At 37.7% G+C, this 17,197-nt stretch carries 16 protein-coding genes; 1 reads left to right on the forward strand and 15 read right to left on the reverse strand.

The genetic code is table 11. From position 1 onward, the window contains the following. Window positions 1-2: 2 nt before the first annotated feature. From AC0LWJ_RS07480 to AC0LWJ_RS07525, 10 genes are all read right to left on the reverse strand, one after another. On the reverse strand, window positions 3-1,607 hold the full coding sequence (locus tag AC0LWJ_RS07480) for a CpaE/TadZ family protein (RefSeq protein WP_474237835.1): 1,605 nt from the start codon (window positions 1,605-1,607) through the stop codon (window positions 3-5). A gap of 13 nt (window positions 1,608-1,620) precedes the next feature. Next, window positions 1,621-2,184, reverse strand: coding sequence for an SAF domain-containing protein (locus tag AC0LWJ_RS07485; RefSeq protein WP_474237837.1), 564 nt, complete (start codon window positions 2,182-2,184; stop codon window positions 1,621-1,623). Next, window positions 2,185-2,979, reverse strand: coding sequence for a SurA N-terminal domain-containing protein (locus tag AC0LWJ_RS07490; protein WP_474237839.1), 795 nt, complete (start codon window positions 2,977-2,979; stop codon window positions 2,185-2,187). Between the two features lie 33 nt (window positions 2,980-3,012). Further along, window positions 3,013-3,654 carry a hypothetical protein gene (locus AC0LWJ_RS07495; RefSeq protein WP_474237841.1) on the reverse strand — a complete coding sequence of 214 codons (642 nt, stop codon included), beginning with the start codon at window positions 3,652-3,654 and terminating at the stop codon, window positions 3,013-3,015. Beyond that, window positions 3,651-4,676, reverse strand: coding sequence for a hypothetical protein (locus tag AC0LWJ_RS07500; RefSeq protein WP_474237843.1), 1,026 nt, complete (start codon window positions 4,674-4,676; stop codon window positions 3,651-3,653). Before AC0LWJ_RS07500 ends, AC0LWJ_RS07495 begins: the two co-directional genes overlap by 4 nt. Before the next feature lie 47 nt (window positions 4,677-4,723). Next, window positions 4,724-6,610, reverse strand: coding sequence for a hypothetical protein (locus AC0LWJ_RS07505; protein ID WP_474237845.1), 1,887 nt, complete (start codon window positions 6,608-6,610; stop codon window positions 4,724-4,726). Between the two features lie 48 nt (window positions 6,611-6,658). Continuing rightward, window positions 6,659-8,080 carry an S-layer homology domain-containing protein gene (locus AC0LWJ_RS07510; protein WP_503031421.1) on the reverse strand — a complete coding sequence of 474 codons (1,422 nt, stop codon included), beginning with the start codon at window positions 8,078-8,080 and terminating at the stop codon, window positions 6,659-6,661. 82 nt (window positions 8,081-8,162) lie between these two features. Next, the gene (locus AC0LWJ_RS07515) at window positions 8,163-8,360 is read right to left on the reverse strand and encodes a hypothetical protein (protein ID WP_503031422.1); all 198 of its coding nucleotides are present in this window, start codon (window positions 8,358-8,360) and stop codon (window positions 8,163-8,165) included. A 351-nt stretch (window positions 8,361-8,711) separates the two neighbouring features. Continuing rightward, on the reverse strand, window positions 8,712-10,559 hold the full coding sequence (locus AC0LWJ_RS07520; protein WP_474237851.1) for a peptidoglycan DD-metalloendopeptidase family protein: 1,848 nt from the start codon (window positions 10,557-10,559) through the stop codon (window positions 8,712-8,714). A gap of 81 nt (window positions 10,560-10,640) precedes the next feature. Continuing rightward, window positions 10,641-11,246, reverse strand: coding sequence for a hypothetical protein (locus AC0LWJ_RS07525; protein WP_474237853.1), 606 nt, complete (start codon window positions 11,244-11,246; stop codon window positions 10,641-10,643). A 36-nt stretch (window positions 11,247-11,282) separates the two neighbouring features. On the opposite strand from AC0LWJ_RS07525, the gene AC0LWJ_RS07530 reads away from it, so the two are divergent. After that, complete coding sequence (locus tag AC0LWJ_RS07530) at window positions 11,283-11,621, forward strand: hypothetical protein (RefSeq protein WP_474237855.1); 339 nt, start codon at window positions 11,283-11,285, stop codon at window positions 11,619-11,621. A 164-nt stretch (window positions 11,622-11,785) separates the two neighbouring features. Here AC0LWJ_RS07530 and tnpA read toward each other — a convergent pair whose 3' ends face one another. The 5 genes from tnpA to AC0LWJ_RS07555 all read right to left on the reverse strand — a co-directional run bounded on the left by tnpA (window position 11,786) and on the right by AC0LWJ_RS07555 (window position 17,171). After that, window positions 11,786-12,241, reverse strand: coding sequence for an IS200/IS605 family transposase (tnpA, locus tag AC0LWJ_RS07535; protein WP_398505748.1), 456 nt, complete (start codon window positions 12,239-12,241; stop codon window positions 11,786-11,788). A gap of 190 nt (window positions 12,242-12,431) precedes the next feature. Further along, window positions 12,432-14,408 (reverse strand): sunset domain-containing protein, encoded by a 1,977-nt coding sequence (locus tag AC0LWJ_RS07540; protein WP_474237858.1) that lies wholly within the window; start codon window positions 14,406-14,408, stop codon window positions 12,432-12,434. Beyond that, window positions 14,368-16,230 carry a VirB4 family type IV secretion system protein gene (locus AC0LWJ_RS07545; protein WP_474237860.1) on the reverse strand — a complete coding sequence of 621 codons (1,863 nt, stop codon included), beginning with the start codon at window positions 16,228-16,230 and terminating at the stop codon, window positions 14,368-14,370. Before AC0LWJ_RS07545 ends, AC0LWJ_RS07540 begins: the two co-directional genes overlap by 41 nt. After that, window positions 16,211-16,834, reverse strand: a complete 624-nt coding sequence (locus AC0LWJ_RS07550; protein WP_474237862.1) for a hypothetical protein — start codon at window positions 16,832-16,834, stop codon at window positions 16,211-16,213. Before AC0LWJ_RS07550 ends, AC0LWJ_RS07545 begins: the two co-directional genes overlap by 20 nt. Next, window positions 16,806-17,171: a PrgI family protein gene (locus AC0LWJ_RS07555; protein WP_474237864.1), complete on the reverse strand. Its 366-nt coding sequence runs from the start codon at window positions 17,169-17,171 to the stop codon at window positions 16,806-16,808. Before AC0LWJ_RS07555 ends, AC0LWJ_RS07550 begins: the two co-directional genes overlap by 29 nt. Between the last annotated feature and the right edge of the window lie 26 nt (window positions 17,172-17,197).

Genomic DNA, 17,197 nt, shown 5'->3' on the forward strand with positions numbered 1-17,197 from the left:
CCTTAAGTAAACACTTTCTGTAACTGGGTAAAAATCTGTTTTCTTTCTTCGTCTTTTTTTCTGTATTCTGAAATAATATTCTCAAGCTCTTTTATCCTGTCTTTTGCATCCTGAAGTTCTTTTTCTTTCCTATCAATAATTTCCTGTTGTGTATTAATTCTTCTTTCATATACTTTTCTATTCTCTTCGAGAATATTTTTAATCTGTTCTAAAGCGTCATGATACGGATATATCTCTTCTTCTGTTTCTTCATATGTTGTTTGTTTCTCTTCTTCTTTTATTACAGGCTCTTGTATTTCTTCTTTTATTACAGGTTCTTGTATTACAGGCTCTTGTATTTCTTCTTTTATCATAGGTTCTGCTGTAATAGGTTCTTGTATTTCTTCTTTTATTATAGGCTCTTCTTTTGTTGTGGTTTCTTGTTCATTATTTATAATATTTATTATGTCATTAGGATTAACAGAACCCATGAAAATATGTTTTATTCCTATTCTTTCGGCTTTTTCTTTTGTTTCTGTATCATCTTCACGTATAACAAGTATTATTTTTTTGCCTGCGTTTGCCATTTCTTTCATATATTCCTCATTCTTAATTTCGGAAACAATGATTGCATCGCTTTCAGACAGGCTGTCTGTTGTGCCGATTCTCAATCTTAAAAGTTCGTCAAGCTCTTCTGATCCTGTTTTTATATATGCTTTCACGCCCGTTTCTCCTTTCATGTTTTTTGGATTTGCCGTTTTTGGCATTTTTTCAGCATCCTCTGTAATGACAGTCTTTTCTGTATCCTCTGTCATAACAGGCTTTTCTGTATTCTCCATAATAGCAGGCTTTTCTGTTTCTTCTGTAACGGATTCCTCAGTTACAGGCTGTTCTTTAACAGATTCCTTCATTATGGTTTCTTCTTTTTTCTTCCTGCTAAAGACAGAAAAAAGACCTTTTCTTTTTTCTGTAAACGCATCCGGTATAATCTTTTCAAGTATTTCACGTGAATGTGCATCAAATCTTTTGTCACCCAACCGGTTCAGGTTGGCTATATAAGGGATTGTATGCAGGATAGGGAATTTAATGTCTGTAGTGTTAATATAATTGAGCTTGCCTTTTTGTTTGTTGACTATATATGCGATTTTTTCCGTTTCGATAAAACCGCTTTTTTTTGCCCAGTCAATACTTCCAAGCACACGTGAGGTTACGGAAATTTCATCTTCAACAACAATAAGGATTATGTCTGAAAGCCTGAATATATCAATATGCCCCTCGATAAAGGTCGGTTGCATGTCTACAATTACAAGCTTATACATATCGCGAAGTTTTGAAAAAACATTTTTTAATTCTTCACTTTCGATCATTTCACATGTGTCCGGATATCCGCCTGTAATAACGTCAAAACTTTTGCCGTGCGGTCTTTGTATGGCATACTTCAAACCTCCATGTGCAGCTTCAAGTATATTTTTTTCTCTTCCTATATCAAGCAAGGGGGCAAAGCTTCCAGGGGAAAAATCATATTCAACAGCACATGTTTTCTGATTTTCCCCCGAAACCTGTGCCATGGAAAGAACCAATGTTGTTTTGCCTACCCCGCCTTTTGGTGAAAATACCGATATTATCAATTTCTTTCACTCCTTATTCTTTGACAATTTTAAAGCTGTTTGACTTAATAAACGGTGCAAGCATAATTGAATCCTTTTTAGAAACAATTACCGTTGCTATCGTGTCGGAATTCCCGCTTGATGATGATGCAAGACTGTGTATTTCAGCAACTTTTACGTCATTAACGGCATTTCCCTGTGCGTTTGATCCATTTATCGTTATAATATTAATCTGATCACCGGCATTGATTAAACTGCCATCCTCTTTTGAAAGCGGTATGTTCATAAATACCTGATCGCCTGACAGTGATATGCTTTCATTGGTAATTGCCGTTTTCGGTATTTGATCGCCTGTTGTCCTGTCAATTTTAAGGCTCTTTCCGAGAATACCGGTTTCATTTTTTACGGCGTTGGGAATTACCGCACCGGGACTGACTTTTTTCATTTCTAACATATCTGAAGTTACTTTTGTGCCTTGTGCGATAGGTTTTTTAGCCGTTACAACACTTATCATCCCCTGTGTGTTCTGCAATACAAAAAAAGCACCAATAAAAACGAGAATTCCTGATATTATTGCTATTTTTACAATCTTATTCATTTATTTTTTCACTCCTTTATATTGTTTGATCCAGTCTGACAGCAGACTGTTATAATACAGTATCTTTTTCTGACCTGAAAGATAAGGCATGAGTTCAGCCTTGACTTCACTGAATGGTTTGATTGATCCTGTAGAAGTCTTATATACCGCATATCCGCTGTTTTCTTTCTGCGGACTGCTTATTTCCTCAGGAACAACTTTGAAGTCCCCGATTTTATCGCCTGCTTTAAAGTCCATGCCTTGTCTGTCCGTAAGATTGACAGCATATTTGTTAAATACGGTATCGAAGTCTGTTCCGTTTTTAAGCTCACTTACTGCTTTTTCAGCTTTATCTTTGCTGTCGGTCAGAATTCTGTATACCTTAACCTGCGTAAACTGATCCTTATGTCTGTTATACCAGTCTTCCGCTTCCTGTTCTGAAAGCGTAATATTGTCTGTATATTTTCTGAAAAGTTTGTCGGACAACAAAATATCTTTCATGTCCTGTTTTGTCATTTTGGCATTTTTATCAAGAGATTTGAAAGCTTTGTCAACTTCTTCACTGCTTACTTTTATGCCTTCACTTTCGGCTTTTAATTCCACTGCTTTTTGTGCTTCAAGATTTTTAAGTGCTTCTTTTCTGATATCTATGCTTTTTGCGTCTTTAAAAACCGGTTTCAGCTTTTCTTCCATAGAAACCAGATCGTTTTGTGTAATTGGCTTATCACCTACCTTTTCTATTGTTTTGTTTCCACAGCCTGATAAAAGTGCTGACAATACAAAAAATACCATGAAATATAAAATAATTTTTTTCAAAATCTTCACCTCCTTATAAAAAAAAGAGACTGCCTATGCAATCTCCTCAACAAGTGCCTGCTCAAGTTCAGTAAGAGCCTGATTAATATCCCGTGTTCCAAGCTTTTGCCCCAACAGCCTCATCATTCCTTCTATCTGTGCTATTGCGGTTTCTTCCTGACTTAATCCGATTTTTTTGACTTCCTCTATGATTTTTACTTTTTTTTCTGGCACAGGTTTTTCTTTTTTTTCTATTACAGGTTTTTCTTCGGTTTCTTCCATAGTTTCTGTTTGCTTTTCCGTTTCAACAATCTCACCCGAAAAGCTCACTTTTCCTTTTAAGCCGAGATACAATTCCTGCACGTCTGAAAAGTTCGCGGGTCTTAATATTTTGTCGGTTATCTTTTCGCTTGTTATAGGGTCGAAAATAATGTCGTAAATGCCGAGTGCAAGAGCATATCCTATATATTCGGAATTTGGATCGCCCAAAAGAAGTATTATACGCTTATCCTGCTGTCTTAATGCAAACAGGAAATCTTTGAAAGGCATTTTGCACTCTGCATGCGGTGAAAGAATAACCGTGCCTGATTTATCTTCCTGCAAAAGATATTCGGGATAATGTGCAGTTCTTGATGATGGTATGGTCTGGCTGAGTTTTTCATCAAGATCGGAAAACCCCGTGTAAATTAAAATCATTGCAAATCCCCTTCCTTTTTAAGGTCATATTGTGGGATATATCCTTCATAAGGACTCCAATGCGGACTTTTAACGTATTTGTAATCTTGAACCGTCTGAGTCGTATATGTTGTTATCCAATGTGACGTGTCTTTTGTTTCTACATGTGTTACAGGTGGTACCCACTCTTGGTGTGTTACGGGCGGTACCCATTCCTGGTGCGTTACAGGCGGTACCCACTCCTGGTGTGTTATTGGCTGTGGATCGTGTATTCCATAAAATATGTTAACAACCTGATCCGGTTCCCTGTCAACCCAATATGAATAACTTTTACTATCCAAATAACAATATATTCTTGTTGCACTTAATGGATAATATTTACCTGTAAATCCAAAACAATCATATTCTGGTATATATTTAGTATATCCAAATGTCAGATTGTGTACTATAGCTTGATTTAAATTGAAAGGATAAGGATACCATGAAGGAAACTGAAGGGCACGTCCCGTGTTTACAAAATCCCATATTGCATCTTCAATATTTGTACCGGCAGGTTCATCAAAATAATAACCGTCATATCCAAGGGGTACCCAATCCCAACGACAAGCTTGGCGGCTAAAATAAAATCTTTCGCCATCCGTCACTGTTTTCCAATAACCCTGTTGGTCTGTTACTGTTTTCCAATAACCCTGTTGGTCTGTCACCGTTTTATAATAACCGGGCTGGTCTGTCACCGTTTTATAATAACCGGGCTGGTCTGTCACTGTTATCTGTTCACTGGACTGTACCCATGTTACACTGGGCACATTAACCGTATGAGAAGTGCTTGTATCTCCTTCACCATGTATCCATTTGCTGTTTAATCCCTCATTTTGAGGATTGTCTTTCATTATTGAAGCACCGGATACACCTTTGCCTTCTGCTTTTTCATACTGAAGCCAATTACTGGACTGGGGGCTTGAATCGGGAACAGGACTTACTGACGCATAGGCTGAAGAAAATAGCATAAGAATCATTAAAACGAATGATATGATTTTTTTCAAAATCTTCACCTCCTTATAAAAAAAACAGGCAGACATTAATCTGCCTTTTAGAACGAAATAGTCTGCGTTTGTATCGGTGTTTGCTTATAATACGGATTTGACGTCAAAAATCCGTAATCTGTATGATCTTTATTGTCGTTGAAATACGTTGCATTGAACCCGTTGACAGGTATATCAGCATAAACCGTAAAGTATCTGTCTGTTCCGTCCAGATACAGCTTAAAGAAGAATTTTGAATCTTCCTTGCCCGGCTTTCTGTACTGGAAACGGAATGTCGCCTGCTGACCGAAATAATCAATGCTTTGATCTACCGGAGTTTCGGTTTCATAATCGTAGTCATTTCCGTAATTTGTATATCTGTGTATGTTATGGAGTGCCTTAACATCCGATATCCATGCCCTTTGTCTGATTTCATGCGGTCCATCAGGCATATCTATTATTGAACCTATTTCCACGTCCTTCCACTTTATTGTTATGTCCATATATGCGGGATATCCGTTCTCATCAGTATGCCATTTCGTATATACAAAGTTCGGTGTTTTATTGACCGTTATGGTGGCGTGCACGTCATCGGCTGTAATTGGTTGTGGTGGTGGATTGGAGTTGTTATTCGGTGGATTGTAATTACTCGGTTCTAATGGACTGTTATTGTCTGGCGGATTGGTATTGTTATCCGGCGGAACCGGTGGATTGGTATTGTCTTGTGGATTCGACGGATTTGACGGATTGGTATTGTCGCCCGGGAGCTGTATGGTTGCTATGCCTGAATGCGTTGCATAATTTACAAGCGTATTTATAAGATAGCTTTTGCCCTCTGCAAAGCAGTTGGCACAAAAGTCGACCAGACAACCGGGGTCAGTTAAATCGAATGAGCTGTAATTGTATTTTGCTATATAATCCTTCAGTTCTCGATTAAATTTTCGCAAAACCGGTGAATCTCCGCTGAGTGTGCCTACCTGCGGGTCGTTGAACAGATCAGGTGCCCATTTCATGTTTTTAGGCAGATGGGCGGTAGTCTGCCGACAAGGGATCAGATGATAGCCCATCTGTGACCACTTGCGCAGGGTGTTAAGAGCAATATCCATGTCGGAATTGCCTGTGTTTACCGCACCTATTGCTTGTTGCCATACGGTGCTGTTCGCATACTGTGCTTCACGCTTTGTATTCTGAAGAATAAGCACACCGTGTGCGTCGTCATATGCAAATCCCTTGTCTTTCAGCATTTGAAGATCATTAGGTTTTAAATCCTTGTACGAAATTACGTATGCACCGTAGCTTGCCCAGCCGTTTTGATATTCCGTTGCGGGCACGCTTAACACGGGTTTTCCGCTGCTGTCCGTCAATACAAATGTACGCTGGTTTCCGATAATATTTGCGTCGCCCAGCATAGACGGCATGTTTGTTTTATCGCCAGTATTAAATTTACTGTCAGTATTATCTGGATGTGCATTGAAATATCCGCCTGTTGCATTCACTACCTGATTTGCTATATCAGGGTGATTTACCACCCAGTCTGCCGGCAGAACCCTGTCCTGCTCTCTTGTGGCAGAAGTTGTTCCGATGTAATTGCCGTTGGAATCGGTCATCAACAGACTTGTGTCAGTACCGCTGTAATAATAATTTGTTCCGTCATGGCTGTAACTTGGTGCTACCGAAAAATTCTCGGTGCCCCCGCCAGCTGTACTTATAGTCATCTTTATATTCCCGTTTGAATCGGTACCGACTGGCGGAACAAGATGCCCGTTGTCTGATTGTATGCCTGCACCCTGATATACCGTGTTTCCGTTCGCATCCGTTACCGTTATATTGTTGTCACCATTCCAGCGGACAGTACATCCCTCATAACTTCCGCTTTTGATCGTATAATCAGCATAAACTGTGACGGAAGAAGATAAAATAATGAGCATTAGAGCGAATGATATGATTTTTTTCAAAGTCTTCACCTCCTCATAAAAAAAACAGGCTGGAGTTTCAGCCTGTTTTTAAAGCCTGTCTTTTATATAGCTAAGCCAGTGCGTCTTTTGGTTTGTTCCGGGAATCTTCATTGTATCATATGCTGCGAATTTCCATTTGCCGTCCTGCTTTACAAGAAGGGCATAAGCATCGGTTGTTTTCCATTCTATATCATAAACTTTAAAACCATCATAGCAGTTGGCTCTTGAATAATGAACACTTGCAATATTGCCCATTGTTACCATGTCAATCACTTTATAAGAATCTTTCTGTACATAAAATTTGCCCTGTGTGGGATATGCTATCTTTCCGTCACTGTAATTGTCGTTTCTCCTGTTCATGCTGTCGACAATACCGTATTCCGACCTGTTTCCATAGCCGTCCGCAGTAGGTCCTAAGTGCCCCGGGCTTTTCCAGTCTGCATTCTGCAAGCCTTTATATATATATTTGTCAAGATTCGGGAAGAAATACCCCTTGTCATATATTATGCCCGGGCACTGCGGGTCTTGCCTAAGACCGGTATCTTCAGGATAAAAAGTCGGTTCTGCCCACGGATACAGATTATATTGCGTCACATAATCTTTTGCGTTCTGCTGGTACTCCTTCAATGCATTGTCCACGACAGGATTGTGCTTGCGATAAGGTGCAGTATACACATCAGGAACATAAGCCTGCGTATACTTGGCGCAACAATCTTCGGCATTTGCGATAACGGAAGCAGCTTCCTCATTCGTCAGGTCGCACGGAAGCAGTCTTATAAGCCTTATGAGCATTGTAACGGCTTCTGCCCTGTCTGCATTTGCAGTCGGTTTAAATGTTCCGTCAGGATAGCCTGAAATCAGCTTTAAACCGACTGCATCCGATATTGCTGGTGCGTATTTCGCCGTATTGGAATAATCGCTGAAAGGAATGGGTGCGTTTTTAAGCGGTATCTGGTATGCCACTGCTGCATTTGCAAGCCATATGGCGATTTCTTCACGTGTTATGTTCCCGTCAGGATTTAGTTTTCCATTGTAATAGTCAAGAGGAATAATGTTTTTGTTTACCAGTTCCGATACAGGTTCATAGAACCAGTCTGACGGCTTGACATCGCTAAACGGGTTGTTTATTGCTTTTACATCTAATCCTAACGTACGTGCAAGCATAGCTGCAAATTCCGCCCTTGTAACGGTATTTTCAGGCATCAGCGTTGGAATGACGTTATAGGTTATATCTCCGATCTTCCAGTCGTCTCTTTCAATTGTCGGCGGATTAGCAGGATAGCCTCTTATAATCTCGGCTGACACGGCAAGCTCCAAGTCAGGCATTGCCCAGTAGTATGCACCGTCAGGTTCTGTATATTTGTAAAAATCCTGTGCGGCATAGAAATCAGCTGCAAAGGCATTTGCGGAAAATGCCAAAACTATGGCAAGCGTTAAAACAAACGATATTATCTTTTTCAATACCATCATCTCCTTAAAAATTTTTACATTTTCATTATATTGTGTTTATAAAAAAAGTCAACTAAAAAAATATTTTTGAGTGTTTTTATTTTTAGTTTGTTTTGCATAAAACCAGCTCCTTTTTTATAGTTTCTATAAAATTATTATACATCTTTTTGCCCCAATATTTAGCGAATTCTTTGGGAAATCTTTGTTCAATATCTTTAATAATTTCTTCTTTTGTGAAATAAGGCGGATAGAAAAGCGGATATCCAAAAGGATAAGCGTCTATTCCTTCCTTCAATAACATGTTTTGCAATACGAACGTTTTTCCCATGTACTGTTGCGGTGCCATTGCATTAATTTTTCGTCACCAAGACAGGTCAGGACAATAACTTTCCCTTCACGGAATGTTCCAGCAACACCTATACCGTCATAATAAAATTCAAAAGCATTGCCGGGAAGCCTGCGCGGTTTTTCTTTTTTCGCTTTTTTCTTAACTGTTTTTGTCTGTCTTTTGACACTGCGTGAACCTACTCCACCCTATAGAGGATGGAGCTTCCTACTTCATTGACCGTTGCCTGCTGTTATTCACAACAGGTCTTACACAATCTCCATAGGCGTAACTTCGGGAGGAACCTTCCCTACAAAAATATTACTCTTATGCTGTTACGCCTAATTGTCTTAATCCTTCATGCAATATATTTATCGCTGCATTTATATCTCTGTCTATTTCTAATCCGCATTCACATTTGTGTACTCTTACCGATTGTACTGTATTATATTTTTTACTGTACGTATCCGCAATAGACATAACCTGATCAACATACCACCATGCATGATTATAATCATATACAGCAGCACGTAAGGCGTTAGTACTGCTCAATCCTTGACTTAAATGACGCTGATAATTGTAATTAAGATAATTCGCTGCCGAATAAATTGCATCATTGGGATCGAAAGGAGATACAACACCGTTTCCTTTCGCATCCACCTTAAATTTATCAAATGTTTCCGGCAGAAACTGCATCATACCGACAGCACGTGTACCCAGTTCAGGAAGATAAACCCCTATACAATTGCTCGTAAAGCTTGACTCCCTGTATGCTATCGCTGCAAGTACGGTCCACGGTATATTAGGATATTTACTGCTTGCGCCTTTGAATACATGAATAAGCTCCCGCGGTATTTCTCCCGGTTTTACATTATATTTAACCGCAGCAGGGACATCTGTTATGCTAAAACTGCCGTCTTCAAGTCCTTCCGCCAAAAGCCACTCCAAATTTTCACTGTTCTGCATTAAAGATTGTCCAAGTTTAATTACACAAGCCCTGTCCATATCACTGACAATATCTACGCTTCCATCAGCGAACTTATACATACCTGACAAATATTCCATCGGATTAACAGGCTGACCGTTTTTATTTATCTGAAAATGACAATGCGTGCCGGTAGAACGTCCTGTACTGCCAGCCTTCGCAATAACTTGTCCTGATTGAACATGGTCACCCGCTTTTACGCAAAGCTCTGAATTATGTCCGTATATTGTTTCCATTCCATCGGCATGTTTTATAACAACAGCCTTACCATAACCGCCATACCAACCTGCTGTTTCCACAACTCCTTCAGCAGCTGCAACTATATTGTCTCCGGTATTTGCTGCAATATCAATGCCGGGATGAAATTCCTGCTGACCGTTCAAAACTCTCATGCCAAATGGTGATGTTATTGTTGAACTGCTCGGTACGGGCCATGTTAATGCTCCTCCTTTTACTTCCGTTTTGTCAACCTTAATTCCCGAATTCTTATTATTGCTTAAAATATAATAAATAATTGCCCTGTCAAGTCTTGTATAATCTTTTTGAAAATTCATATATGACACTATATAATGTGTATAGCTTGAATCCTCCGTTTTATCTGTCACTTGTGTATATTCAAATGTGGTAAAGCCTTCCCATGAGTCTACGCTGGTAATAAACGTGTCCGTACCTGATGTTGTAACAGTAGAAACAGACTCCTTGCCTTTTGCATCTTTATGTCTAACCGTAGTTGTTCTTACCCAAGGAAAATCCTGATATGTGAATTTTGGTTCTAAACATTCTGCTATTTCTTTAGTTAGACGCGTATCAACCGCAGGGTCAAAATCCTTAGCATAAAGCTCAATAGAATATACAAGCCCCCACGGGAGAAAAAAGTTTTTTTCCTGCCCATTTGTTGACTTAATTGGCGGATCCAGCGATCTTACTATTGCATTAACACATTGTCCTCCTTTTTGTATCTCAGGGTCAGTATATACACCTCCGAATATTTCTATAACTATTCCATAAAATATCATAATCAAAAATACAATTCCAATTCCTGCTAACACATAGGGATTGCAAATAAATTTTTTTACACCTGCTTTTATTGCTTTTTTAGCAAATTTTTTTGCGATATTTTTCAATTTGTTCTTTGCTTTATTACCCATCTTTTTAAGTGTACTGTTCAGTTTATCTTCCGCCCCGCGCATTTCCTCACCTCCACGAAAAAAAGACTGCTTAATACAATCTCTTCTTTTTATTTTCATCTTGTTATATTTTCATGAACTACGTTAATGAACAATGTACCATAGACTTCTCTCGAAAATATTTATCCACAAAAAGAAATATCCAACTACCATTACAATTATAGTTATCCAACTGTCCGGCGGATTTATTATAAATCTATATATCCATATTGATGGCTGATACCACATGAATATATTCACTATATAATACACAATAATTTTAATATTTGCTGGTAAACTGCTTAAAAATAATTCAACTATACCGATTAAGATTATAGATGTTCCAATCCATGACCACAAAATTATTGATATATCTTTTGGAAAAACCTTAATATCAACAGGATAAAATAACTTTTGCGACAAATTTGTTGCTTCACCCGACAAAATAATCAATAAATATATAACAAAATATATTGTAATACCTATTAGGATATCGTAAAGATAAAAATAATTTACAAGAAAGGATGAAGATTTTTGTTCACGCTTGATTTCTTTTTTATAATATCTCTTTTTGTTTTTTGCATTATTATAGAATTTAATGTTTTTTACCCTTTGAACATCATTATTCCTATTATAACCATAATCTTTTTTATCAAGGTATATTTTATTAAAGTTAGCAATTATTTTCTTATAAGAAGAATTGAAAAACATATTTATCACCTCTATAAAAATAGTTTTTCCTCATTTTTGCTTTTCTGCACTCACACAAGAGTAGATATACTTACAATCTTAAAAGCCGATCTTGAAAAAGCAGTATCAAATTTAATGCGAAAAATCAAACCAGGAGATAAAATAATTGCAGAAACTCATCTGATTTCTGAAGTATATTTAAATAAAATTCCATATAATCCTAAAATAGAAGAATTCAAACAAAAACTCTTTACACGATTATATGTTCTGTTATCAGCAATATCAAGCTATATAATTAGGAAATATATTCTTTGCAAAAACGATAAACTAAATATTAAAAAACTATATAATAGAAAATGGTATTATATTATATGGACAAAACAGTCCAAAACATAATATCATCAACACTCTATCATAACCACCCGTAAAACGGGTGGTTTGCTCTGAGGCTATAAGCCTCTATTACTAGCCAGCGTCTAAAGGCGCTGGCTTTCACTTTGTTCAAGCCACCATGCATTTGTCACTTTTGCTCGTCCCTAAAGGGACAAACGTACTACGGGCTACCCCTTAAAGGGGTTCTCATATTCTTTTACACTTAATTTGTCCAACATAATATCTCGCTTTTCTTGTTCCTGAATGTATTTTTTTATTGTTGCCTCATTTAGTCCTACAGTGCTTACATAATATCCTTCCGCCCAAAAATGCCTATTGCCAAATTTATACTTTAGATTTGCATGTCTGTCAAATATCATCAATGCACTCTTCCCTTTTAAGTATCCCATAAAACTAGACACACTAATTTTTGGTGGTATACTCACCAACATGTGTACATGATCCGGCATTAGATGTCCTTCTATTATTTCCACTCCTTTGTATTTACATAGTTCTTTTAATATATCCCTTATACTTTCTTTGTATTGATTATATATTATTTTTCGTCTATACTTAGGAGTGAACACAATGTGGTATTTGCACATCCATTTTGTGCGTGCCATTTCATCTCGTTTATTAGCCATTAAATCACCTTTCCTTTTGTTATATATAATAGCTTGAACAACTCTTATTATAACGGAAAGGTGATTTTTTGTATAACTTCTGTCGCGCACCCGCATAGCGGGTGGTTTTTTGTTTCGCTCGCTTTGCGAGCTCAACAGGCTAAAGCCCATAAAAAAAAAGACTGCAACAGCAGTCTTTTTTTCCAAGGCTTTAACTCCAACGCCATTTATCAATAGACGTTTTTGGATCTCTTAGAAAGTCATACGCTTTTTTTGTTTTTTCTATACCTTTTGGAACACCATTCGGACCTGATATACTTCCTGATACTGCCCCTGCTGTCTTTGCGGTTGCTTCACTAACTGTTTCAGAATTTGTTGCACCTATGAATTTTGTGACAATTCTTGGAGAATCTGATGTGTGTCGTGCTTCATAGCCGTGTAAATTATGTGCTTCCTTTTCTGTTGTAAAAAGTGCTGTTGGAGTTACATCATCATAACCCTCCTGATCCGGCAGTATATATCTTTTATTCCCGTCATCATCAATATATCCTTTTATTGCACCGCTTCCTGAATCAGTTATATATTTTTGCTCAGGATTGCCCGAATAAATAATATCCCCATATTTGCCGGGTCTGTATCCTGACTCTGCTGCCTGTCTTTCAGTAGCAAATGTTTCTGCTGCAATTACATCATCATAACCTTTCTGTGTTGGAAGTATATAGCGTGAATTCCCCTCCTCATCTTTATATCCTTTAATAAGTCCGCTGCCCGAACTGTCAGTATACTCTTGATCGGGATTACTGCCAATATAACCGTATTTCATCGTTTCAATACCTGTCCCCAATAACGCACCCGACATTGCACCCGCCGAACTTCCCAATCGTCCTCCTAAATTGCTTCCTATCCGTGCCAAACTTGTTGCCGCACCTCCTCCAAATGTCAATCCCATTGCGCCAAGCCCAACAGCACCTACGACCTTTCCAAATCCTCCAGCTATTTTACCGCCTATTCCAGCTGCTCTGCTGACCTTGCCTGTATAATCTGAAAAACCCCCACCATCACCATAAGAATTTCCTCCGTTTTGAGAGAAATCCTGTGATACAGCTAATTCATGGCATGTCCCTATATTTGGAATTTTGCTTGCTGTACCTGATACACCTCTGGCAAGCACCGCCAGTCCCGCCAATCCACCCGTTGCCATTCCCGCGTAAAGCTCTTCATTTGCACCTAAATATTTTAGAAATCCTAAGAATAAATCTCTTATAACCTTTGATGTCGGTATTATCGCCACCATAAGCACAAACGGAACCCACCATGCCTGATTTTTAGCATGGCACATAATTCCGAATATACATATGCAAAGAGCATGTGAAGCCTGCATAAACTGGTTTGACACAATTTCTCCCAATACTGTTCCAAGCCCTTCAAAGTGCCCTGATATACTCCATGACCATACCAAAATCGGAGAAATTACAACCATCGTTATAATCACATATTTTCTTATAATATATAAAATATTAAAATATACAGTCAATCCCAAAAAGCCTAACCTGATTAACGCCTGCACCAATTCATTTTTACCGCCTATCTTGCTTAGAAATTTATCAGGACTTAAATCGATAGCAGTCTTTACGTTTGTAGCTAAACTTTTAAAAAGATCCACAAGCCCGTTGTTTAGATATATTACCAGCTTAAACAATTCAGGCATAAATATTAAAAGAAGTACCGCAAGCAGTATATGTTCAATCTTTTTCATACATTCAGCTTTTGTACCGGGATTAGCACCTGCTTTCATCATTTTGAAACCAAGAAGTCCAAAAGAAACAGCGCATAAACCAAAAACCGCACTGCTTATAACCTTGTACCAAGATAACATTGTATCCCATTCTGCATTTAAAAAAGGCGCATGCCACGAATAATCTCCGCCCGGATTAGTATTAAAAACAAGGTCATATAATCCTTTGTCGCTAAGACCTAAAAATTTGAACGCATCTGACAGCGCATTAAAAGGAATTGCAAATGCCTTTGACAAAACATCGGCATATACGATTTTAGGCTCAAACACAACAGCAGCAGCTGCAAAAAGAAACGAAGTAATTAAAATATACTTGCTGTACCCTGTATATCTAAACTTATTCAATATCTTTTTACATCTCATTAGGGTTTGTTGTAATAAATTCTCTTTCATAATTAGATGCCACCACCTTTATAGCAGTTGAATTTTTCCCAACCTTTATCAAAGACTCACCCACACCGCAGGAAAGCAGAAACTCCCTTTCACCTTGGGATAAATGAAATACATCCTGTACCGCATCTATATCTGTCGGCGACTGCCTTAATAAAAGAACCGTAGCAGCATTTGTAAGAACAGCACGTCCTTCATTACAGCTTGCGAACTCTATAAAACTCTGTGACGCCAGTGTCAAGGACGTGTTTCTTTTTCTTGCCCTTCTTGCAAGATTTTCAAGAAAAGCCATAGTACTTTTATACTTCATAAACATCCATGCCTCATCTACCATCACTATTTTCTTCTGCTGAATATTCTGTTTTACAAATTTCTCCCATACCCAGCTTGTCACAACATACAACGCATAAACCTTTAAAAACTCGTCAGTTATAGAAGAAACATCAAAGCAAATTAGCGGCGCATTTACAACATCTACATTTGATTCACCGTCAAATATACCCATCGTACCGCCCTTTAGAAAAGGTCTTAATATTTGTGCAAGTTTTTCACCTCCGGCTTTTCGACCTAATCTCTCTACAAAAGAAGATAATGTTGGCATTCTCTTTTTCTTGGCACCTATATAAAACTTTCCATTTTCTTCTTTTGCTGTACGTTCATATAAACTTTCAGGCTTGTCGTTTATCTTTCTTATACTGTATTCTTCCCTGACACAATCTTCAACAAGCGAAAGCTCCATTGCGGAAACAGGTTCTTTTGTTATGCCTTCTGCAATTATATTTATCAAATTTTTAATTTCACTTATTTTTTGTAGTATATCTACATACTCTATCCCTTCATCATCGATATCCGTTTCAATATCAAACGGATTAATTGTTGTATTTCCATGTGGTTCAAGATTTACATATGCACCTCCAACCCTCTGTATTATTCCTTTATATTCACCCTCAGGATCAATAAACACAGTTCGTATATTAAACAGTGAGCCTCTTAACGCCAGAACTTTCATAAAAAAAGACTTGCCGGCGCCTGCCTGTGCAAATACAGCAATATTAGCATTTGTTAAATAAGGCGGTCCAACGAACGGATTGTAGATTATAGGAGAACCCGTATATAAATTTATCCCGATCGGTATTCCTGTTTTATGTGAAAATTCGGGTGAAGCAAACGGAAATAATGACGTTCCTGCTCCGACATTGAAATTTTTAGAAGCATCAAGTATGCTGTTTTCAGCCACCGGCAGTAAACTTCTGAATGCATCATCTTGTCTGAATGTCAAAAGCCTTGCTCTTACAGCTTTTCCCGCAAGATAATCTTCAAATGTCTTTGATTTTTCTATTAACTTTTCCAAACTGTCAGCATTAATTGATACGATTATCGTAACATATAAAAGCTTGTCAAAATTCATCTGAATATTTTCTCTGAATACCTCAAGGCTTTGTGCAGCCTTACGCAAAATACCAAGGTTTGCAATATTTCCTTTCCTGTCGTCCGTTATAAACTGCGACTGATATTGTGTAATCTTTGCTGTAAGTCTTTTTATAGCTGTTCCGTTGTTTTCAGGATAAACATGAATAGATATATTAGCATCACAAATAAGCTTTATATCATCAAGCCATCCGACATGCAGTGAAGCAGGATAATCAACAAAACAATAATTTCTTATATATTTCCCACCAATTTTAATATAATCCTGCTCTACTGCAATACTGTCAGGCATTACAATCTCTTTTACGGTCGATATATGTGCAAAAGGATCATGAAAAGGATCGTTGTTAACCTTGATTTTTCCCTTCTTTTCTTTTTTAAATCTTTTCAACAGCAACGCTAAACCCCTCCTTTATAAAACTTAAAGAGCCGTTTTCAATCATATCCGAAGCAAAAACCTTTTTTCCTGCATTAAAATAATTATAAATTAAATCACAAAGCTGTTCTGTATTAAGTACACGTGGATTTAAATTGCATTTCATAAGTCCGTCAATAATTACCTGAGTACGCCTCATTATTTCATTCTTTACACGCTCATATTTTTCTTTCTCCTTGTTGTCATGCGTAACAACAATATAATTCTGAGTAATCATTGTACTTGTTGCGTAATGCATAAGAAACCCTTCCACTTCTTGACCGTACCTTATCATACTGCTTATCATGTTTTTCGAGTTCTTGTGAAACTCTTCAAGCGAATCTTTAAGGTCAACAGGCTGTACAACCGAAACAATCTGATAAGGAAAATTAATGCTTAGAACAAGTGATGTATATGCATGCTCCAACGCATCCTGCTCACCTTGAGACAACAAGGAAAAATTAATAGGGTCAGCAGTTATAACAGTTCTGTACCGCTTTCCTTCCAGAATAATCAGGTTGTCTTTTATGTCTATTATGCTGCTGAAATTAAGCACATTAACCCTGCTGTTTGCTTTCTTTTTCACCATCTACCGCTCCTTTCTTTTCGTTTTCTGCCGACACATTATTTAAACCATACCACGTATATTGTTTTGATTTAAAATAATATGTCAGAAAATAAATTATCAATCTATCAAAAGTAATACCATCACACTTATATAATGCAGCAAAAAAACCCGCCGCAACAGGGAACACACCTAATATTATAGAAACCTCCCACCCTAAGAGCCTTGCAGCGGTACCGACAATTATTACACCAAACATAGCCCCTGCGACTATAAAAATAATCTGTCTAAGAGAAAAAAACCCGCCTACTATTTTATCTTCTTCATCAAGCTGTAACGGCATTGGATAAAATTTCAATCCTGTCACCTCCCTATAAAAAAACA

This window comes from Aceticella sp. 75b-Ac (genome assembly GCF_056032965.2).

What these genes read in the sequence shown, in the direction of transcription:
- AC0LWJ_RS07495 (WP_474237841.1), bottom strand. Translation starts at nt 3,654, where the DNA reads ATGATTTTAATTTACACGGGGTTTTCCGATCTTGATGAAAAACTCAGC.
- AC0LWJ_RS07525 (WP_474237853.1), bottom strand. Translation starts at nt 11,246, where the DNA reads ATGTTTTTCAATTCTTCTTATAAGAAAATAATTGCTAACTTTAATAAA.
- AC0LWJ_RS07485 (WP_474237837.1), bottom strand. Translation starts at nt 2,184, where the DNA reads ATGAATAAGATTGTAAAAATAGCAATAATATCAGGAATTCTCGTTTTT.
- tnpA (WP_398505748.1), bottom strand. Translation starts at nt 12,241, where the DNA reads ATGGCTAATAAACGAGATGAAATGGCACGCACAAAATGGATGTGCAAA.
- AC0LWJ_RS07510 (WP_503031421.1), bottom strand. Translation starts at nt 8,080, where the DNA reads ATGATGGTATTGAAAAAGATAATATCGTTTGTTTTAACGCTTGCCATA.
- AC0LWJ_RS07515 (WP_503031422.1), bottom strand. Translation starts at nt 8,360, where the DNA reads ATGTTATTGAAGGAAGGAATAGACGCTTATCCTTTTGGATATCCGCTT.
- AC0LWJ_RS07540 (WP_474237858.1), bottom strand. Translation starts at nt 14,408, where the DNA reads ATGAAAGAGAATTTATTACAACAAACCCTAATGAGATGTAAAAAGATA.
- AC0LWJ_RS07520 (WP_474237851.1), bottom strand. Translation starts at nt 10,559, where the DNA reads ATGCGCGGGGCGGAAGATAAACTGAACAGTACACTTAAAAAGATGGGT.